Raw genomic sequence first — 20328 nt, forward strand, 5'->3', positions numbered from 1 at the left:
AGGAAGAGGGCAAGCACAGTATGAGCATACTGAATGCAATAAAGAACAAACTGGCGCTCAGGATTGCCGCAGTCATCAGGGATAGGTCAAAATATATGGACAGGAATAAGGCGCAGATCTAGAAAAGACCAGACCCGGGAAAAAGAAATATCGGCCAAGTGGGCTAAAAAGTTATTCTGAAAAATTTTGAGCCATCAAGCTCTAAAAATTTTTTGGAAATAACTTTTTGGATAGGAAAACTATTGAAGGAAAAAAGTAAAAAAATAGTTGGTTTAATCATAACAATCATTGCGAGGAGGCACGACGAAACAATCTTTAAACTAATCCAAAGATTGCTTCGTTCCTCGCAATGACGCATGGCCCTCGCCCCCACAAGGCCGCAAGGCCCTCAACCCCCCTATTCTATCCCTTTAAAAATCCGATTCCACCTAATCTTACTCAAGAAAGAACCATCCTTATCCCAGCTCATCCAAGTAAACAACGCCTTTCCAACAATATGATCCTCCGGCACAAATCCCCAACCCCTAGAATCAGCTGAATTATGGCGGTTATCCCCCATCATCCAGTAATAATCCATCTTAAAGGTATAACTATCCGATTTCTGTCCATTAATATAAAACCCATCTGCACGTTTCTCCAATTGATTCCCCTCATACACCGTAATCACCCTCTCATAAATCGGCGCTGAAAGACTATCCAACTTCACAGAAGCTCCTTTCTTAGGCACCGTGATCGGGCCAAAATTATCATAGTTCCAAACCGGACCATTCTGATAATGCGGGAAAGCATCACTCAACGCATCCGTCGTTCCCTTCGGATAGATCAACTCCTCAAAACGTTTCACCTGTGGCCAGGTTCTCACCTGCTCTGCCTCTTCTTTCGTCATGTGGATCACATACAAACCTTGATCAGGATTGGTATAATTCATATCCAATTCCAACCGCAATTCCACCAATCTATTCAAGTCCAACCCATTAGGATCCGTCTGAATAATATAATTGGTCTGAAACTCAGGCGAAGTATAAGCCTTCTCCCCATTCACAAACAAGGTCGCATCTTCCATGGAGATGGCATCTCCCGGCAAGCCCACACAACGTTTGATATAATTCTCTCTTTTATCGATTGGTCTATGCGTTTCTTCCGGATAATTAAAAACCACCACATCATTACGCTTGATTTCCTGAAAACCAGGAAGTCGTTTGTAAGGAACCTTGATCACTTCCGAATACGCCTTACCACCCGTTATCGGCATGGTATGATGCGCAAAAGGGAAAGCGATCGGCGTCATCGGTACACGTGGGCCATAATTCAATTTACTCACGAACAAGAAATCACCTACCAATAGGCTTCTCTCCATAGATCCCGAAGGGATCATATAAGCTTCGATCAAAAATCCACGGATCAACGTAGCAGCAACCGTAGCAAAAATGATCGCATCTGCCCATTCCCTACCCGTAGATTTCTTATAAGGGTATTTTTTCTTGAACTCTTCCGTGGTCGATTGACCTAGATATTTGGTATTCGGATCCCTGCCCCACATCGGTAGCACAATGAACGGCACCAAAACGGCCGCTGCATTTTCCCAAAACCTTCTCTTACCGAAAGCCTTAATAAAATTCAGGAAAAGATCGTAAAAGATGAACACATTCACGATCGGCACAAACAACCAGATGATCCACCAGGTAGGTCTACCGACCAGTTGCGCCATGACATATTGCCCATAAATAGGAACAATAGCTTCCCATCCCTGTTTTCCTGCTTTTCTATAAAGCAGATATAGGCCGTATAAAGACCCAATAACAAAAATGGCTAAGAATATATACCACATATATTAACTGTTAAAATCAAACATTTCTGTAACCTGGAAAAACCCTTTTTTCCCTTGTAGCCACTCGGCAGCAATCACTGCACCTAGGGCAAATCCTTCACGGCTATGTGCCGTATGTTTAAACTCGATCTGATCCACTTCCGAACTATACAACACGGTATGCGTTCCTGGAACCTCTTCAATGCGTAAGCTTTCGATCAGCAACTCATCAGGCTTGGCGATCACTTCTTCGCCAGAACCTTCCACCGAGTTCACCCAGGTGTTCTTCTGGTCCACTTCGCCAAGGATCCCCTCAGCAATGGTGATAGCAGTTCCGCTCGGTGCATCCAATTTATGGATGTGGTGGATCTCTTCTACCTGAACATCATATTGTTTGTAGGGATTGATCGCTTTTGCCAACATCTTATTGATATGGAAGAAAACATTCACCCCAATACTAAAATTAGAACCATATAATAGGGATTGGTCGCTAGAAAGTGTAATTTGTTTCACTTCTTCTAAATTTTCATACCAACCCGTTGTCCCCACAACGATAGGAAGGTTGGCTTCAAAGCATAAACTGATGTTATCCAGCGCCGCATGCGGGGTACTGAAATCAATAGCCACATCAGCATCCTCAATATCCTCTAGCTCGATGGATTCGCGGTTTTGCTCATCAACGATCAACACGACTTCATGGCCTCTTTTGAGCGCGAAGCGTTCGATCAGTTGCCCCATTTTTCCATAACCCAATAAAACGATTTTCATATTTAAATTGGTTAATATTTTATTTTAACGTAAAAGTCATCTTGATACCCGGAGCGAACATGTTCTTTCCAGAAAAACCATTCATGCCCAGGGCATAGGAATTGGTCGGCATAAAGGTTGGTGACATTTTAAAGGAAAGGTCATCACTCACGTTCCAACGGTTCTTAAGGATGGAATCCACATAGGCTTCCACGATATTCAAACCGTACCAGCCCAAGGTAACCAATACCGTCAGGTCTCGGTTTCGGCGGCCATAGTCCTTGAATTTGACCAAACCTGCTACATCCCAGTTGCTATCGATACCCAAGACCCCATCCGAAGGCTGTCCATTTGCTGCCCTATACTGCAATTCATCCAGGAATAGTTTATAATACCATTGCCAGTAATCAAACACAAAATAAGAGGCTACAAAACCCCCATAGATCACAGGTACCTTGATCCACCATACACCTTGGTTGGTATATTGTCCCCAACCGGGTAGGATCATGGATCTCTTCCAGGCAACACGGGTAAGGCGTTCGATCTCCAAACGGGCAGAATCCTTTAAAATATCCTTATAATAATATTTCGCGCGTTCCTTTTCCGCCTTTTCTCGTGCCTTCCGCTCTGCTCTGGTTTCCTTTTTGGTCGTATCCTGTTGGGCAACCGATTTTAGCGTGTCCTGCGGATCGATCTTTTTCGTGCTGTCCTGTAAAACGACCTTTTTGGTTGGCGGAATGCTGTCTCTATTCTGTCCATAAACCAGGTTTATAGCCAACAACAATCCCAATAGCAAGATAATCCTTTGCATTACCAATCAAGTAATTCTAAAATACGGCTTAAATCATCTTCGGAATCAAAAGGAATTTCAATGGCTCCTTTTCCTTTGGTAGATTTCACATTCAGTTTAACGCGGGTAGCGAATTTGGAAGCCAGATCATCCTCAATTTTTTGGTATTGGAATGTCAATGCTTTTTCTTTCTTACCCTTCTGTTTTTTATCCTTGGCTTGTTGCACCTCACGAACCAATTGTTCGGCGGTACGTACAGAAAGACCTTTCTCTACAATCTCTTTAAAGATATACAGCTGCTTGTCCACTTCGCCAACATTGATCAATGCGCGGGCATGACCCATCGTCAGATCGCCGTCGCGGATGGCTGCCTGAATCACCGGAGGTAATTTCAACAGGCGCAGGTAGTTGGTTACTGTTGACCTGTTTTTGGAAACACGGTCGCCCAATTCTTCCTGTTTAAGGCTGCATTCCTCGATCATACGCTGAAAGCTCAACGCAATCTCAATGGCATTCAGGTTTTCACGTTGTATATTTTCGATCAAGGCCATCTCCAACATCTGTTGGTCATTGGCAGTACGTACGTAAGCAGGGATCTCCGTGATACCGGCCAGTTTGGAAGCACGTAATCTACGCTCTCCACTGATCAATTGGTATTCGTTTTTCGCTACTTGGCGTACGGTGATTGGCTGTATAAGCCCTTGAACTTCTATGGATTCCGACAATTCCCTCAGCGCTTGCTCATCAAAGTCAGTACGTGGCTGAAAAGGGTTGATGGAAATTTGGTCTACTTTGATAAAATTGATACTACCAGCCGGACTGGTAGACGGTTTCGCTACAGGAACTTCAGCAGGCGTATTCTTTGCAATTCCGATATCATCTTGCTGCAATAAAGCGCCTAATCCTTTTCCCAATCCTGTTTTCCGCTGTAATGCTGCCATATTATGCTGTTACTGTTTGCGTATTTTCTTTTAATAATCCGTTTTTCTCTAATATTTCCCGAGCAAGGTTCAGGTAGTTGATTGCTCCTTTGCAGGAAGCATCGTGCATGATCACCGAAATACCGAAGCTTGGTGCTTCACTCAATCGGGTGTTACGCTGTATGATCGTATCGAAAACCAGATCATGGAAATGGGTCCTTACCTCTTCAACCACTTGATTGGATAGGCGCAGGCGCACATCGTACATGGTCAATAGGATTCCTTCGATCTCCAACGCCGTATTCAATCTGTTCTGAACGATTTTGATCGTATTCAATAATTTCCCCAATCCTTCCAAAGCGAAATACTCACATTGAACAGGGATAATCACCGAATCAGAAGCGGTTAGGGCATTGATGGTAATCAAACCTAACGATGGCGAACAGTCGATGATGATAAAATCGTATTCATCTTTCAGGCTATCCAAAACGCGTTTCATCTTATACTCCCGCTCTTCCAGGTTGATCATTTCGATCTCCGCACCGACCAGGTCGATATGCGCCGGAAGAAGGTCCAGATTTGGCGTGTCGGTATGTTGAACGGCTTCTTTTGGATCTAAGTCATTGATCAAGCATTCGTAGATGCTTGCTTTGATGCCACGCGGATCAAAACCAATCCCTGAAGTAGAGTTTGCCTGAGGATCTGCATCCACTAGCAACGTCTTGTATTCTAGAACGGCTAAACTTGCTGCAAGATTGATAGAAGTTGTCGTTTTACCTACTCCCCCTTTTTGATTGGCTATGGCAATAACTTTTCCCATTGTGTAATTCCTCGATTATGAAAACTAATTTTGAAGCGTCGATACGGACGTCCCTTGCAAAATAACATACTGCATCGATATATGATAATTAAATGATGTTAAATTTGCTACTTTTGGACAGTATCCTGCACATAACGCTCAGGATGCTAAGATACAAAAAATAGATTTAGGTAAGGATATCTATCTAACATGCTTTTTATAAGTAACATATAAACAATGAATTTAATTATATCCGGAACGAATAGAAAACATGCCAACTCCCTTAAGGTGGCAAAATTTTACCAAAAAGAACTCGCAGAACGCGGCGAAGAGTTCCAAATTCTGTCAATGGAAGAGCTACCGAGCAACCTCATGGAGACGGATCTTTTCGGGAAACGTTCGGAGGAATTTGCAGCTATACAGCAGCAGGTTTTTGATGCGGATAAATTTATATTTATCATCCCTGAGTACAATGGAAGCTACCCGGGCGTGCTTAAATTATTCATTGATGCCTGCGCCTTTCCAAGTAGTTTTTATCATAAGAAGGCGGTATTGGTAGGGGTTTCTTCCGGGAAATATGGAAACATCCGTGGCGTTGATCATTTCACAGGGGTTTGTAATTATTTGCGTATGCATGTCTTGCCCTTGAAAATCCATATCCCTCATATACAATCCGAATTGGATGAGCAATTGAATTTCCATGATCCCCTGACCTTAAAGTTCATCAACGAACAGCTGGATGAGATCGTTAAATACTAAGTCTTTAGGGTTATTAAACAGTAAGCCTTTAGGGTTATTAAAAACTAAGCCTGAAATGGTTTAAAAAAATCTAAGTTTATGAAGCTTTTACAATCACTAGGAATACTTGTTTTGGCCGTTTTTACAGCATGCCAATCTGGCCAAAATGCCCAATCGGAAAACAGCTTCTTCAATGGGGAAGATTTAAGTGGGTTTCATGTGTTTAATCAGGGCCATGAACCATCCAAATGGAAGGTGGTCAATGGAGAGATCATCTGTGAACCTAAGGGTACAGGTGTTTTTGGTGATCTGATCACGGATAAGGAATATGAAAATTTTGAACTGGATTTTGAGTGGAAGGTTGGAAAAGGAGGAAATTCAGGCGTATTCATCAATGTAAAGGAAGATTCAAGCTTTGCGGCCACCTTTGCGACAGGATTGGAAATGCAATTGCTGGATAATGAGAATGCAGAGCCTAGGCATCAAGTGGATTCCACCCATTGGGCCGGATGTTTATATGCCGTGGAATGTATTGGAAGTAACTCCAAGCCAAAGCCTTTCGGAGAATGGAATAAGGGCAAGATCAGACAGAAGGATGGCGAGGTTACTTTCTGGCTGAACGATAAGATCACCTTTCAAGAAAATGTGACTACAGAGGAATTTAAAGCGAAGGTTGCTACGACGAACATGAAGAATTACCCAAGCTTTGGGACGTTTAGAAAAGGAAAGATCGCCTTCCAGAACCATACAGATTCCGTAGGATTCCGGAATTTAAGGTTAAAAGAATTATAGTCGTTTATTTGCAGCCTGTTTTTATAGATGCAGCTTGTTTTTATAGATAGGTTCGGAGTAATAGCATACTGAAAGTATACCTAAAGTATGTAAAATGTATGTTCGGTATACTTTTTCCATACTTTAACCTGCCTTTTAACATACTTAAAGTACGATTCTAACCCTAAAACAAACATATTTTGAATAGTCAGCATAGAATGAATCCAGAGTAAATGGATAATAAAAGTTAGGATTAGTTGCTTAAAGTATCGCGTCATTGCGAGGAGGCAATTCACGTCATTGCGAGGAGGTACGACGAAGCAATCTTTCGACTAGTGTAAAGATTGCTTCGTTCCTCGCAATGACGGGGAAGGGCGGAAAAAAAAACATATCCAATAAAAAAAGCTCATCTTTCGATGAGCTTTTGTCTGTGGAGGCTACTGGATTCGAACCAGTGACCCTCTGCTTGTAAGGCAGATGCTCTGAACCAGCTGAGCTAAGCCTCCTTGTTTTTCCCTTTTTATTTTGAAACAGTTAAGGAATCTGTTTTTGGTGGAGGCTACTGGATTCGAACCAGTGACCCTCTGCTTGTAAGGCAGATGCTCTGAACCAGCTGAGCTAAGCCTCCTTTTTTCCGTCTTGCGGTGTGCAAATATAGGGCTAAAATCTGATTTACAAAATATTTTGAATCTTATTTTGAGATTTTTTTGGCAATATATTCAAATACAAAGAGATAAATTTTGGATTTATTTTACGGGGATGGGGGATTTTGGGGGATTGTTGTGCCTGCATTACCCGTGCCCCTATCAATAGCACGGGTAAACAGGACTTATGTAAGTTGAAACTATGTGCGTATTGCTGAGGTAAAGATATGGTTTATTTAGAATGATTATAAATATTTTGAAAGGTTTTGTAGGATATGACATTGAGATTATTTATGACGCGAAATGAGAGGAGGTTAATCCCGTCATTGCGAGGAGGTACGACGAAGCAATCTTTCGATCTGTGTAAAGATTGCTTCGTTCCTCGCAATGACGGGGGTGTTAGTCATAAAACTTCCAGGAAACCCCAAACCTCAAAAAAGCCGGGTTCATCGGGTATCTCCTAACCGTATAATACCCATTCGGATAGATATGCTGATTCGCGAAATTATAACTCAAGAACAAATTAACCCGATCAATATTCGCTGTCAACCAAAAATCAACGATCGGATAGGTCGAAAATTCGATCCCTACATTATCATTATAAAACTGTCCCGCATTGATCGCATAGGAAGGTGTCTTAAATGGCGTATTAAACTTCACATCCATACCGATCCGAAAATCCATCACATTATACAGGATATTCGCATAGTACAGACTATGGAAAGTATACAACTCCGGCGTTGCCAACACATCCATGGCATCCGATTTCTGATAAACCACCATATTATCCAAGTGGAACTTCCGGAACTTAAAGTTCTGCCCTACGGTCAGTTTCAATAGGTTTAAGTTTCCAGCTTGTGTAGGCTTGATCTGCCTAGCGAAAAGAATATCGTTGCTAGGGTTCTCCAACTCCCGGAAATACGTGTAATTATTGATCAGAAAATATTCCGCCTTTCCACTAAATCCAATCTTTGAGTTCGAATAGGAAAAGGAAAGATTCTGTGTTTTTATCTTATCCAGGTTCAGATCCTCTTCCCGCCAATTATGATAAGAAAGATTGGCATTCTGAAAAATCATTTCCGGCGATTTATTCTGCGAATAAGCGCCTATCCTCAATTTTCCGATCACATCACTCAGATGCACATCGGCATAAGCCTCATATAGGAAATCCCCAAAATTACGACCCAACACGATCTGGTTAGCCGCAAAATTAAGATCCACCTTATCACTGAACTTATACCCTATCGACCCTTTCACCATGGAATTCTGATAGAAATTATTCATGAGCGAATCCGAATACCAGATCAGGTCGTTCTGGAATCCCAGCTCCACCTTCGCCTCATTCTTCAGATTCCTCCCTCGAAGGAAGAAAGAATAGGTAAAATCGTTGGTAATACTGGTTATCTTGGTCGTATCATCTACCCGCACCAATGAATCGGAAGGAAAGGCATTATACAAATCAGCCTGATTCTTAAAGAAGAAAAATTTCTGTTGACGGATACTGGAATTATGGGCCACCACATTGGTTGGATGGATCTCTCCATCCGGACCATTGCCATTCACGGTATCGATCCTGCCCAGATAATAGGACTGCCTTAGGAAAAGGGCCATATCCTTCCATTTATTGAATGGTCTATTCGCCTGCGTTCCATTCAGTTTCACAGGATAACGAGAAGGCGAAGTATTATCAGAGGTATCCCTAAATACGGTATCATTGAGGATGGAACCATTTTCAGTCGCATCCAAGGTGTTAAAAGTTAAGTTGGAAACCAGGTTGTACCGCTTACTTGGCGATTCGTACCAAGCAAAAACGGCTCCTTTTCGATCGCTATAGGCCTGGTTGTTATAATAGCCATCCGTATTGGTTGCATGGTATTCTGCCCCAATATTCAGATGCGGATTAATATTCTGCGCTAACCGCGCTTTGAAAACCTGATCATCGAAAAAGAATCCTACTGCATATAATTCGGAGAATCTGGCCCTTGCCCTAAAATACTGGACAGAATCAGAAGTTAACAGATAGCGCTCCAAGGCATGGTAACCCGATTGAAAACCAATCGACTTATTGGGGTTGAAGAGTAGATCTCTAGATGCCAGACCATAAGAACCTAGGTTAATGGTTGGGTTCCAAGGAAGATTCTGTTTATTGTAATATTGGAAATTCACATGGGAGGTATCCAGCGCATAGGTCCTGGTCAGACGTTTCAAGGTGGCCAGGTTGGTATACCTTACATATTTTGCCGTAAAAACTACGGAGTCCTTTTTATTGTCTTCTTTGTTCCTAGCGGAATCCAAGGCAGAACTAAATTCATCCTCGACCTGGGCATAAAGCTTAGGCGAAAGGCTAAACAACACTAATACAAACAATAACCGCTTAAGTATACTCATGTAAGGACCGATACAAAAATTTAATTCAGCAAAAATAGTTCAAAAAAGCAGAATTATTGCAATGCGATTAATTCTTTTAATATACTTGTCATTTTTGGTTCTGCTTCTGCCGCTACTGCAACGATTTCATCCAAAGAAACAGGTTGTAGGTTTTCGTGGAATCCCTCATCTGTAATCACGGAAATAGCAAATACCGGAATTCCCATATGGTTGGCTACGATAACCTCCGGAACGGTACTCATGCCAACGATATCGCCGCCTATGATGCGCATATATCTGTACTCAGCACGAGTTTCCAAGTTGGGACCTGGCGCAGAGACATAAACCACCTTATGGGCTTTAATCTGCAATTTCTTGGCAATTTCAAGACCTTGCTCCAACATATCAAAATTATAGGGTTGGCTCATATCTGGAAAACGCGGACCAAACTCTTCATTGTTCCTTCCCCGTAACGGATTATCAGGCAAGAGGTTGATATGATCTTCAATGATGCCTATATCGCCCTTTTTGATCTCCGGATTTAGGGATCCGGAGGCATTGGATACAAACAGTTTCTGTATGCCCAATGCTTTCATCACGCGAATAGGAAAAGTGATCTCCTGCATACTGTATCCCTCATAGTAATGTAAACGCCCTTGCATGGCCACTACATTTTTCCCATTGAGCTTTCCGAAGATCAATTTACCGGTATGGAATTCTACCGTTGAAATCGGGAAGTTCGGGATATTGGAATACATCATCTGATGCTCCACGTCGATCTCGTTCACCAATTTACCTAGACCAGTGCCTAAGATGATACCAAATTCGGGATTAAATTCGCCTATTTTGCGGCGTATAGCTAGTATGGATTCTTGAATCTGTTGATACATGTGTGCAAAAAAACTTTATAATCAAACTTACATTTATTTTTTTGCACACACAAATCAGCAAATAGGGCTAACGGCTTCCTGCAATCTTGCCTTCTACCTTACCTGGGGAGGTAAGCAATAAAAGAAGGTAAGTTACCAGTCCGTTGTATACGATCAGTTCAAACCCGATCTTATAGTTCGTATGCGGCAACACATAGGTTGTCAACAGGAACATCAGAATAGGTGATAAGACACAGATCAGAGGGACCAAATTGTCATTTACACGACGTTTGGTCAGGATTCCGAAGGAGAATAAGCCCAATAAAGGACCATAGGTATAACCTGCGATCTTGAAGATGGCAGAGACCACCGATTCATCGTTGATCCAATGGAACAACAAGATTACCAATAGCATAACCACGGAGAATGCCAGGTGCACCATATTACGTTGTTTCACCAATTTTGGATCATTCGGATTTTCCTTTTTGTTGAAGTTCAGGAAGTCTACACAGTAGGATGTGGTCAATGCAGTTAAAGCGGAGTCTGTTGTAGCAAACGTTGCTGCTGTTAAACCCATCATAAAGATGATCCCTGGCAATAAGGTTAAATGACGCAGGGCAATTTCAGGGTATAAATAATCGGATTTACCCAGTTCGGCCAAGGTGATGCCGTTCGCTTCTGCATAGAAATACAACAAAGCACCTACGGCTAGGAAGAACAGGTTGATAACCACGAAAATACTGGTGAATACCATCATGTTTTTCTGCGCTTCGCCAATGGTTTTCATACTCAGGTTCTTCTGCATCAAATCCTGATCGAGACCCGTCATCGCAATGGTGACGAAGATACCGCCAATGATATGTTTCCAGAAGTTACGGGTATCTCCCAATAGGTTTTCCCAGATAAAGATCTTGGAATAAGAACTTTCCTTCACTTTTTCGAAAGCTTCGAATACGGTCAATCCAAGACCATCGGCCATGAAATAAATGGAAAGGATAACCGCCAAAAGAAGGAATGTCGTCTGTAAGGTATCTGTGATAATGATAGTCTTAAGACCACCTTTATTGGTATAGAGCCAGATCAGCACCAAACACACCGAAACGGTTAAGAAGAATGGTACATTCCAGGCATCAAAAATATAGCGCTGTAATACGATAGCTACCAAGTATAAACGGAATGCGGATCCTATGGTCCTGGAGATCAAGAAGATCATCGCGCCAGATTTATAGGATTTATGCCCTAAACGTTCCTCCAAATAGGTATAGATGGACGTCAGGTTCATCCGATAATACAAGGGCAACAGGACATAGGCAATGATGACAAAACCGATGGCATTTCCGAGTACGAACTGGAAATAACTGAAGTTATTGGGATCGGTCATTCCACCAGGGGTATTTCCTACATCTCCAGGAACGGAGATAAAGGTTACTCCTGATAGGGCCGTACCGATCATCCCGAAGGCAACCATATACCATTTGGCATTGCGGTTGGCAACGAAAAAGGTAGAGTTATCGGCAGAACCCTTGGAGGTAAAATAAGATACCGCCAAGAGAATTCCGAAGTACACGACCAGGAAGGTTAATAAAATACTAGGTGACATATTGGGTGTTTACTGTTTGTTTTTCAGATTGTAGTTATCGATCGCTTTACGGACATTTCCGAATTCTTCGATCAATGCAGATGCTGTTTCCTCATCCGTTCCGGTTTCGGCCATCACCATACGAACGCCTCTACCGACCAATTTATGGTTTGACAATTGCATATCCACCATCTTATTGCCCTTTACGCGGCCTAATTGAATCATTACAGCGGTACTGATCATGTTCAATACCAATTTTTGTGCAGTACCCGCTTTCATCCGCGTGGAACCAGTAACAAACTCAGGTCCTACGATCACTTCCACTGGATATTGCGCACGAGCAGCAATAGGTGAATTGCCATTACACACGATACAGCCTGTTGCAATGCCTTTGGCATTCGCTGTTTCAAGCCCACCGATCACATATGGAGTCGTACCAGAAGCAGCAATACCGATCACCACATCATTCGGGTTGATCGCATATTCCTCCAGGTCTATCCAAGCTTGGTTCATATCGTCTTCCGCAAACTCTACTGCTTTACGGATTGCAGAATCCCCTCCAGCAATTAAACCAATTACCCAGTCGAAAGGAACGCCATAGGTTGGCGGACATTCAGATGCATCCAAAATACCTAACCGACCACTCGTCCCAGCACCGATATAAAATAATCGTCCACCTTTTTTCATCCGTGAAACAATAACTTTTACCAATGCCTCGATTTGAGGAATAACTTTCTCTACCGCCAACGGAACGGTCTTATCTTCTTGATTAATGTTACTTAGGATCTCGTTGACCGACATTTTGTCTAGGTCTTGATAATTCGAATCCTTCTCCGTTGTGTTGATCATAGCCTTCTGCATGTGCAATACTTTCAATAACTTTCCGTAAATATGCGACTTTTTAATAAAAAACGCAAAAACCCGCATGCTAAATTTATATTTCGTTTAGCGGCACGAATTTATAATTTTTATCTTTCAGTCCTTTAATCAATTTTTCCAACTGATTAAAAAATTTATCCATTCTGTTCGGGTCAGACCCGATATGGATAATAATAATAAAACCATTTAATCCGAACTGACTTTCATGTTTGTACAGTTGCTCCAAAATTGCTTCTGAACTCATATACTTATTTCCCATTGCTGGGAAGGTATAATCAGCAGCAGTTCGTAATCCTGGTGTGAAATTGTATAAAACTAGGTTAACATCTTTGGCCCATTCTGTAATGGTTTTATTGTACCATTCAAAGGGCGCCACAAATTTATCAATGTTTTGAATACCTAGTGCATGAAGTTTGGAAATGTTTTCAGTTAAATCTTTGTTAAAAACTTCTTTTGTAACAAGTAGACTATCTCTTTTTTCCCAAGGAGCATATAATAGGTGCTGGTCTGAATGTGGACCAACCTCATGCCCTTCTTTATACATGTTCTTCAACAGGTTCGCAGATTTCCTATCTTCCAGGAATCTCCCGGTCACAAAAAAACTTCCCTTGATGTTGTTTTTGTTCAGGGCTTTCCGGATAGTGCCCAATCCTTCCCGAAACTCATCTCCGGTAAAGATCAGACTGATCTGCTTTTTATGTTCATCCCCACGGATTATTGCCCCGTGGGTATCAATTGCTCTTTTTTTTTTGATTCACTCTCTTTGGCAGACAAGAGGTAAATCAACGATGCCGTACCATCCATGGTCGGTTCATTGGTGCTGTAATCCCCAAAATCGTCATGATAAACCACCAGATCGCTCTGGAAATCCGCGTATTCATCAGGGTTTATCAATTTGATGCCTATCAGGTTTTGGTAAATACTGGAATAGACCGGTCCGTCCACCAGACCACCATCAATGGGGTAACCGTGTAAATAGGTAAACGCTGAATGTGGGTCAATTGGTGTGTCGCCATCGGCCGGCAGGCCATAAACCATACTTGTGCCCCAAGGATTTACGCCAAACAACCAATCTATATTTGCCTGTTCCAATTCCTCAAAAGATTTATCGCCACTCTGTTCTTGGTACCAATGGCATTGGATAGCAAAGGAGGTGGTGAGGTTGTTGCTGCACCAGATGAATGGAACCCCGCGGTAGAACATATTCTCTTGTGCCCTATCCCACACCTGTTCGATTCCTTTTTTATAATAGGTTAGCACTTCTTTCTTGCTGGATCTATCTCCTTGTTTTGCCAGTTCATAATGACCAAGATTGATAAAGGGATAATATTGGTAATGATTGGCCGTATCACGGATCATCCAAGGCGTAATGTTCTCTTGGCGGGCATAGTTCAATGCCTTGTTCAAATGCTGTTGATCCTGGGTAATTCCGAACATACTGGCTTCCGCTAATTCCATATCATCAACCCAATTGTCCTCGGCATAGATATAGGGCGATTTCACGGATACGGTCTGGGTTACACCGGGTTTGATATGGGCATATTGGTAGGCTGTAAGTGCTTTTTCTTTTAGTGTCTGTGCAAAAGCCTGGTCTTTTTGTTGGTAGAGTTGGTGACCCAAGCCAAAAGCGGAAACAAACTTTGCCGCTGTTGAACTGGTACCGGTGGTATTGTTGAGAAATTTACCCCGCTGTTGTGGTAGACCATCAATAAAATAAACCGGTCTTTCATGGCCACGGCCATAGATAGAATCCTGTCCGGGCATGCGCAGTTTGATGTGATCGCGATCATCGGCGATCTGGTTGAACATGATGTTAGGTTTTGGATGCATTTTGAGCAACCAATCCAGTCCCCATTTTGCTTCATCCAGCACATCGGCAATGCCGTTTTTCCCATCTAGGCCATTGGCTTGCTTTTGATCGCCAAACACCTGCGGAAAATCACGGTATGCCGCTAAGAGATGGTAAGTGGCATTCGCAGAGGTAGTAGCATATTGCAGGTAATCGGAAGCATCATGCCATCCCCCTCCCACATCGACGCGGGTACTATCTGGCATTCCTACCGAACTGGCATACATGGTAAACCCATCATGGGTATGACAGCTGTCTTTTAAGAAGGGATTGAACAGGGTCCTTTGCTGCCGCATATATCTTAATGCAAAATCGGCAGTACCCTCATACACCTGCTCATTGATCTTAAATGCTGGAGATTTTATTCCATCATCGCTTAGGATATAGAATGTTCCATTTCCCTTAAATGCAGAAAAGTCTAATCGATATCCCTTCTGAAATGGACCATATTTTCCAAATGCTTTACCTGCTTTGTTGGTATAAACCACTTTCTGGCTATCGGAATTGATCAGTTGGAACCGTTTGACTTCGCTGTTTGCTTTGGAAACCCAAACCGCCACCTTTTTCTGTTGTGGAAGGTAGCCCAATTGGTTCACCCTGATCCATGACTGTTCCGGCGCAAACCCATGAAGGGAAAACGCTGAAAGCAGTAATAGACAGAAAAGTATAAAGCATGTAGGTTTATTCATAGGTTAACCGATTATTTCATGTTGAACATGAAAACAATGTTATCAATAGGATAGCATGACAATCTTGCCATCCATGCTGCTAAATACAATTTTATTTTTTAGGACCAATGGCGGGTTGATCATGCCATTGGAGACTTTATATTGCCATGCCGTTTCCCCAGATTTGGACAACACTGCTGTCATCAATCCTTTATCGGATGGCATAAATGTTAATTTCTTATCCGAATAGATAGCCGTTGGGGCCAATTCGTAAGGCAGCCTTACTTTGGCTTTCCAGGTGATATCCATATTCTCGGAATTAACCGGAACTCCGATCAATTCGCCATCCATGGTTTTTGCATAGACCATCTGATGATCTGCCGATAAACCTAGGGATTCCCTTACGCGATAATCATCCTTTTTCTCCCGCCAGATCGTTTTTCCGGTCTGGAGATCGATGGCCGTCATATACCGATCAGGTGCTACGATGAATACGCGGTTTTTGGCCACAACGGGATAAACTGCTGCGGCAGAGAACATGCGGTTCTGATGCCCGTTGCTCCACTCCCATTCCAATTTACCTGTTTGTTGGTTCAGGCAATAAAAGCCATTGCTCCAACTACCAAAAATCACCTTTCCATCGGCCAGGGTTGGTTGGCTGGATACATATCCTTTTACCGGACTGAAAGACCAAATGACCTTTCCGGTCTTGACATCAATCGCCCAGAAAACACCCTCAGAACCCCCAATGAAGGCTTTGCCATTGGCAACTGCAGGAGATCCAAGTACAGCTTTTGCCGCTTCGATCTTCCATTTTAGTTGACCAGTCTTCGCATCGAGGCCATAGATATAGTGGTCGGAAGATCCTACCACAACTACCCCTTGATGCACCATAGGCGTAGAATAGACTTTTCCGCCGGTTTTATAGGTCCAAGCTTTTTTACCGGTTTTAAGGTTCAGGGCATACACTTCGCCAACGGTGTTGGCCGTAAATAAATGCTTTTTATCTGCACTGATGCCGGCACCGATATCCCCATGGTCCTCATATTCCCAAACGAGTCGGGCTTTCGAAGTTTTATTGACGGAGTAATCGGGTCTTTTTATTTGTTGATTGTTTGTTGCTGTTAGTTGCTTTAAAGGCAGTTTTAGCCAATAATCCATGGTTTGGAGCAAAGGCTTACGAACCTGAAAGAACACAGAATCCTTGCTGATGGTGAGGATATTGTATCCACCTACCGCATCTTTAGCGCGCAGATTGGATCGTACCATCACACCTGGAATCCCTTCCCAATCGTACAATTTATTGATATGCCCATGTCCGCAGGTTGCCAATTGCACATTTCGCGTTTTTAGGCGATCGATGGCTTCATACCAGTTGTTCAGTGAAGAATCTAGTGGGTAATGGTTGGTTGCGATAAGGGGTTTGGAGGCATCGGGATTTGCTTTGAAAACCGAATCCATCCAAACGAGGTTTTCACGGGGGATTTGCCCAGGGCTCATCCGCATATTTGGTCCCGAAGTGGTTCCGATGAACTGAAATCCTTTATGTTCGAAGAAGAACATTTCTCCGCCAAATACTTTGCGGAAGCTATTGGCGCCACTTTCGGACCAGTTGCTGTCGTGGTTCCCCGGAACGACATACAGGGGCAATCGGAGGCTATCCAAAATTCTTTTGGCCAACGCTAATTCCTCATCAGAACCGAATTCCGTGACATCTCCAGAAAGGATGACGAAGTCGATGTCCTTTTGCTGGTTAAGATCAGCAACGGTTCTACGAAGATCATCTGCTCCCGTAGATCCACCCACGTGCGTATCGGTTACCTGTGCAAACTTGAAGGTTTGAGCGGTTAACGCCGATGTGCAGCATAAAAACAATGCACAAAAAGCCGACTTAATGATGGATTTCCTCATTTTTATTTTTGTAATAACTCGGATTCTTTACTTTCTAGGTTATCTACATTTAAACCGGTTACACAATAGAAACCTGATTTTGATATCTGCATTTTATTTTCAGTGGTCACTCCTACCAGCTCGCCTGTCGCAGTTTTGCTCGAGAAATAATAAACTGCTGATCGGGTATTGTTTGCAGCTGCAGTCCAAGTTATTTCAGAACCTGTGATTTTTACATTGGTTGGGGTAGTAGGTTTTGCGGCTACTTCTCGTCCAAAGAATGGCATTAGTACATCTTTAGCATAAAGTTCCTTGATCTTATCGGTAATTCCAACCTTATTTGTCATGATACTCTTCATGCTGTACATGACACTACCGAATACCCGGTCGTTGTTTCTAGTCAGGTTAAACTGTCTTTGCAACTCATCGGGACTTTGGAAAGCGGTTCCCATTGCTGGATCACCGAATTTGTAGGCTGCATGGCCAACCACTACCTTAGCTTGACCACGGAATTGAACCCAAGTGGCTAGATTACGTTCGAAAGGATTATATTGATTTCCAATTTCTTGGTATAATTGAGGCATTACAATGTCCACCCAACCTGAGGATGTCCATTTTGCAATATCCGCAAATAACACATTGTAGTTATTGTCTTTGTTAGGAGCAGGTGATACGGAAAATACCACTGCTGGTTTGGTTGCTTTGATGGTATTATAAACTCCTTCAATAGCTTTATCTACATTTCCACGACGGAAATTTTCTTTGGATGAATAGCCGGCTCCATATTTGGTATACTCGGCGTCATCATTATGGTTCTGTCCTTCCGGATAGAAATAATCATCGAAATGAATACCATCCACATTGAACTTGGTGATGAGATCCTTGACGATATCGTTTAGTCGCTGTCTTACTTCAGGGACTGCTGGATTATAGATACGGATAGTTTCGTAATCTTTTACCCAAGATGCATCGATGGATGCATGTAGTGCAGGGAAAGCTGTAGCGCTTGAAGCACGTGTAGAAATACGGTATGGGTTGATCCATGCATGGAATTCCATTCCGCGGGCATGTGTTTCATCGATTAAGAATTTCAACACATCATAACCTGGATCTACGCCTCTGGTACCGGAGATAGCAGCAGACCATGGTTCATAAGGAGAATTGTAGAAGGCATCTCCCATGCCTTTTACTTGAAAGACAACCGCGTTGAATTTCAATTCTTTTATTTTATTCAACTGCTCGATATATTTTTGCTTCTGTGCAGCTTCACCGCGGATTCCTGGCCAATCCAATTCCCATACGGTAGCTACCCAAGCTGCTCGCATTTCCTTTCCGGGAAATTTCAGGGTGCTAACTGGAGGTTCTGGTTCAGGTTCTGGATTTGGTGTAATAGGGTCAGAGTCCTTACTACAACTTACTAACAACAAAGTCCATGAAAGGAAAAGGCAAAGGTATAAAGAGAGTTTTTTCATCATAATAAAAGTAAAAGGTTCAATAAAAAGATGAAAGGACATCCTGCTCAAATAGTAGAACTAAATTTGCATAACAGATGCCCTTTCACCATATATAAGACTTAAAGTTAATCCTCTAGTACATTAATAGGGAATTCCACGATGGTAAAACCAGCATCAGAGGTTGCCCCATAGATCATTAATTTTTCATCTTTTCCTTCGGCATTCTTCACAATATGGTAACCAGATTGTGTACCAGGAGCTGTATTGGCATTTCCTGAGATACCAAACTCATATACCGGTTTTTTATCTCCTTGCTCGAATGCAGTTAATGCATCAACGATGCTAGCGCCTCTCGTAATGTTGTAAACACGCATTACGGCATCAACAGCTGCACCACCACGTGGAACAGTAACAACCAATAAATAGCGTTCGCCGTTGAATTCAATAACACGAGGGTCACCGGAGTGTACCGGAATTGAGCTAGCTCCCATAGAATAGCTTACTCCACCTCCATTATTGGCAACAGCGATCACTTTATCATGTCCAGTAACAAAGAAGTTCTCTGAATTTCCAATACGGTTATAATAAGACCATTGGCCGTATGTAGCAACCGTATTAAATGCTACCGTTTCGGTTACATTCTTATAGTTCTCAATTTTCAAACGCATCACCTGGGTTCCGCCACTAATAAAGAAGGCATAACCATTACCGCTTGCATCTAATCCGATAGAGAAGTTATCTCCATGACGAGCACCAGATCCAGCAATTGATCCAACATTGATATTAGCAATTACCTGAGGAGCTGCTGCAGGATCTTCCCACAGATACAGTTTCAAAGGTGATGCTCCAGAGGTAGATAAACTAGCCACATAGGTACGACCATTCACTTGGGCTCCCATATTAACTGGGAAAGTACCACCTGTTACACCCGTAGTGTTTACCTGGATCGGTTTGATTTGATTGTTTTTCAAATCTTCCACATTTAATAAATGAACTCCAGGGGTTCCTCTAGAGATTATTAATACATGTTTTCCATCGAATCCCGTTCCACGGACCAATCCACCTGAGAATGCCGTGTATGCGGCATTTCCAACTGGATTTGAAGAGTAATCATATACTGTAGGTTTTCCGAAGTCTGCTCCAAAAACAGGAACATCGAAACGGATTACTGCTTTATATTCCTTAAAACGAGGAGAGTTAACCACTTTTAGAAAGATATCCTTAGAAGCATCCCCACTTTGAAAAGGAATGGCAATGGTATCTTTTTCCAGTTTGGCACCTTCAGAAGTTTCTGCTTGAAAGATTACACCTGAAAAGTCGGTTAAGGTATCCAACCTTGGAAAGGTAATCGTTTTGGTTTTTTCATCAATGGATCCTTCCAAAACTTCGTTTCCTAGCGGTCCAGCATTAACGATCTTAATGGATTTAAGATCGGTATATTTATCGGATTCCATATTTTTTGGGAAATCCTCCGAACAAGAAGTAAATCCTACAAAACTTACAAAAGCCAGTAGTATACCTCCTATTGTTTGATTAAAATTCATTTTCATCTTGATC

The 20328-nt window shown here is 42.4% G+C and carries 16 protein-coding genes and 2 tRNA genes; 2 read left to right on the plus strand and 16 right to left on the minus strand.

The window, feature by feature from the left end; all coding sequences use genetic code 11:
- Positions 1–397: 397 nt before the first annotated feature.
- The 5 genes from lepB to CRJ00_RS09970 are packed head-to-tail and all read right to left on the minus strand — an operon-like array spanning position 398 to position 5084.
- Positions 398–1828, minus strand: coding sequence for a signal peptidase I (gene lepB / locus CRJ00_RS09950; protein WP_099366727.1), 1431 nt, complete (start codon positions 1826–1828; stop codon positions 398–400).
- 3 nt (positions 1829–1831) lie between these two features.
- Positions 1832–2575, minus strand: coding sequence for a 4-hydroxy-tetrahydrodipicolinate reductase (dapB, locus tag CRJ00_RS09955; RefSeq protein WP_099366728.1), 744 nt, complete (start codon positions 2573–2575; stop codon positions 1832–1834).
- A 19-nt stretch (positions 2576–2594) separates the two neighbouring features.
- A complete protein-coding gene (locus tag CRJ00_RS09960) occupies positions 2595–3365 on the minus strand; it encodes a DUF5683 domain-containing protein (RefSeq protein ID WP_099366729.1) in 771 nt (256 codons plus the stop codon).
- Positions 3365–4285 (minus strand): ParB/RepB/Spo0J family partition protein, encoded by a 921-nt coding sequence (locus tag CRJ00_RS09965; RefSeq protein WP_099366730.1) that lies wholly within the window; start codon positions 4283–4285, stop codon positions 3365–3367. The genes CRJ00_RS09960 and CRJ00_RS09965 overlap by 1 nt, the downstream gene beginning before the upstream one ends.
- Before the next feature lies 1 nt (position 4286).
- Positions 4287–5084 carry a ParA family protein gene (locus CRJ00_RS09970; protein WP_099366731.1) on the minus strand — a complete coding sequence of 266 codons (798 nt, stop codon included), beginning with the start codon at positions 5082–5084 and terminating at the stop codon, positions 4287–4289.
- Between the two features lie 216 nt (positions 5085–5300).
- Between CRJ00_RS09970 and CRJ00_RS09975 the strand changes: the two genes are divergently transcribed.
- Entirely contained in the window at positions 5301–5822 is a 522-nt protein-coding gene (locus CRJ00_RS09975) for an NADPH-dependent FMN reductase (protein WP_099366732.1), read from the plus strand.
- A gap of 78 nt (positions 5823–5900) precedes the next feature.
- A complete protein-coding gene (locus CRJ00_RS09980; protein ID WP_099366733.1) occupies positions 5901–6593 on the plus strand; it encodes a 3-keto-disaccharide hydrolase in 693 nt (230 codons plus the stop codon).
- Positions 6594–7003: 410 nt separating this feature from the next.
- Here the strand turns inward: CRJ00_RS09980 and CRJ00_RS09985 are convergent.
- The 11 genes from CRJ00_RS09985 to CRJ00_RS10030 all read right to left on the minus strand — a co-directional run bounded on the left by CRJ00_RS09985 (position 7004) and on the right by CRJ00_RS10030 (position 20315).
- Positions 7004–7078 (minus strand) — tRNA-Val (locus tag CRJ00_RS09985).
- Positions 7079–7122: 44 nt separating this feature from the next.
- Positions 7123–7200 (minus strand) — tRNA-Val (locus tag CRJ00_RS09990).
- Positions 7201–7615: 415 nt separating this feature from the next.
- Positions 7616–9604 carry a putative porin gene (locus CRJ00_RS09995; RefSeq protein ID WP_099366734.1) on the minus strand — a complete coding sequence of 663 codons (1989 nt, stop codon included), beginning with the start codon at positions 9602–9604 and terminating at the stop codon, positions 7616–7618.
- 53 nt (positions 9605–9657) lie between these two features.
- The gene (locus CRJ00_RS10000; RefSeq protein ID WP_099366735.1) at positions 9658–10473 is read right to left on the minus strand and encodes a purine-nucleoside phosphorylase; all 816 of its coding nucleotides are present in this window, start codon (positions 10471–10473) and stop codon (positions 9658–9660) included.
- A gap of 67 nt (positions 10474–10540) precedes the next feature.
- Entirely contained in the window at positions 10541–12052 is a 1512-nt protein-coding gene (locus CRJ00_RS10005) for a sodium:solute symporter (RefSeq protein WP_099366736.1), read from the minus strand.
- A gap of 9 nt (positions 12053–12061) precedes the next feature.
- Positions 12062–12880 (minus strand): N-acetylmuramic acid 6-phosphate etherase, encoded by an 819-nt coding sequence (gene murQ / locus CRJ00_RS10010; RefSeq protein WP_099366744.1) that lies wholly within the window; start codon positions 12878–12880, stop codon positions 12062–12064.
- 85 nt (positions 12881–12965) lie between these two features.
- Positions 12966–13559, minus strand: a complete 594-nt coding sequence (locus CRJ00_RS19165; protein ID WP_257213737.1) for a polysaccharide deacetylase family protein — start codon at positions 13557–13559, stop codon at positions 12966–12968.
- Between the two features lie 65 nt (positions 13560–13624).
- On the minus strand, positions 13625–15448 hold the full coding sequence (locus tag CRJ00_RS10015; RefSeq protein WP_257213738.1) for a glycoside hydrolase family 9 protein: 1824 nt from the start codon (positions 15446–15448) through the stop codon (positions 13625–13627).
- Between the two features lie 42 nt (positions 15449–15490).
- On the minus strand, positions 15491–17338 hold the full coding sequence (locus tag CRJ00_RS10020) for an outer membrane protein assembly factor BamB family protein (protein ID WP_099366737.1): 1848 nt from the start codon (positions 17336–17338) through the stop codon (positions 15491–15493).
- A gap of 2 nt (positions 17339–17340) precedes the next feature.
- A complete protein-coding gene (locus CRJ00_RS10025; RefSeq protein WP_257213739.1) occupies positions 17341–18792 on the minus strand; it encodes a glycoside hydrolase family 10 protein in 1452 nt (483 codons plus the stop codon).
- A gap of 104 nt (positions 18793–18896) precedes the next feature.
- Complete coding sequence (locus CRJ00_RS10030) at positions 18897–20315, minus strand: DUF4623 domain-containing protein (RefSeq protein WP_099366746.1); 1419 nt, start codon at positions 20313–20315, stop codon at positions 18897–18899.
- Positions 20316–20328: the final 13 nt, after the last annotated feature.

The organism is Sphingobacterium sp. 1.A.4 (assembly GCF_002734245.1).
In the GTDB taxonomy this organism is placed as follows: Bacteria; Bacteroidota; Bacteroidia; order Sphingobacteriales; family Sphingobacteriaceae; genus Sphingobacterium; species Sphingobacterium tenebrionis.

Excerpts from the sequence above, each read along its gene's own strand:
- CRJ00_RS09960 (WP_099366729.1), bottom strand. The coding sequence starts at position 3,365 with ATGCAAAGGATTATCTTGCTATTGGGATTGTTGTTGGCTATAAACCTG.
- CRJ00_RS09965 (WP_099366730.1), bottom strand. The coding sequence starts at position 4,285 with ATGGCAGCATTACAGCGGAAAACAGGATTGGGAAAAGGATTAGGCGCT.
- CRJ00_RS10015 (WP_257213738.1), bottom strand. The coding sequence starts at position 15,448 with ATGAATAAACCTACATGCTTTATACTTTTCTGTCTATTACTGCTTTCA.
- CRJ00_RS10020 (WP_099366737.1), bottom strand. The coding sequence starts at position 17,338 with ATGAGGAAATCCATCATTAAGTCGGCTTTTTGTGCATTGTTTTTATGC.
- lepB (WP_099366727.1), bottom strand. The coding sequence starts at position 1,828 with ATGTGGTATATATTCTTAGCCATTTTTGTTATTGGGTCTTTATACGGC.
- CRJ00_RS09980 (WP_099366733.1), top strand. The coding sequence starts at position 5,901 with ATGAAGCTTTTACAATCACTAGGAATACTTGTTTTGGCCGTTTTTACA.
- murQ (WP_099366744.1), bottom strand. The coding sequence starts at position 12,880 with ATGATCAACACAACGGAGAAGGATTCGAATTATCAAGACCTAGACAAA.
- CRJ00_RS10005 (WP_099366736.1), bottom strand. The coding sequence starts at position 12,052 with ATGTCACCTAGTATTTTATTAACCTTCCTGGTCGTGTACTTCGGAATT.
- CRJ00_RS09970 (WP_099366731.1), bottom strand. The coding sequence starts at position 5,084 with ATGGGAAAAGTTATTGCCATAGCCAATCAAAAAGGGGGAGTAGGTAAA.
- CRJ00_RS10030 (WP_099366746.1), bottom strand. The coding sequence starts at position 20,315 with ATGAATTTTAATCAAACAATAGGAGGTATACTACTGGCTTTTGTAAGT.
- CRJ00_RS09995 (WP_099366734.1), bottom strand. The coding sequence starts at position 9,604 with ATGAGTATACTTAAGCGGTTATTGTTTGTATTAGTGTTGTTTAGCCTT.
- CRJ00_RS10000 (WP_099366735.1), bottom strand. The coding sequence starts at position 10,473 with ATGTATCAACAGATTCAAGAATCCATACTAGCTATACGCCGCAAAATA.
- CRJ00_RS10025 (WP_257213739.1), bottom strand. The coding sequence starts at position 18,792 with ATGATGAAAAAACTCTCTTTATACCTTTGCCTTTTCCTTTCATGGACT.
- CRJ00_RS09975 (WP_099366732.1), top strand. The coding sequence starts at position 5,301 with ATGAATTTAATTATATCCGGAACGAATAGAAAACATGCCAACTCCCTT.
- dapB (WP_099366728.1), bottom strand. The coding sequence starts at position 2,575 with ATGAAAATCGTTTTATTGGGTTATGGAAAAATGGGGCAACTGATCGAA.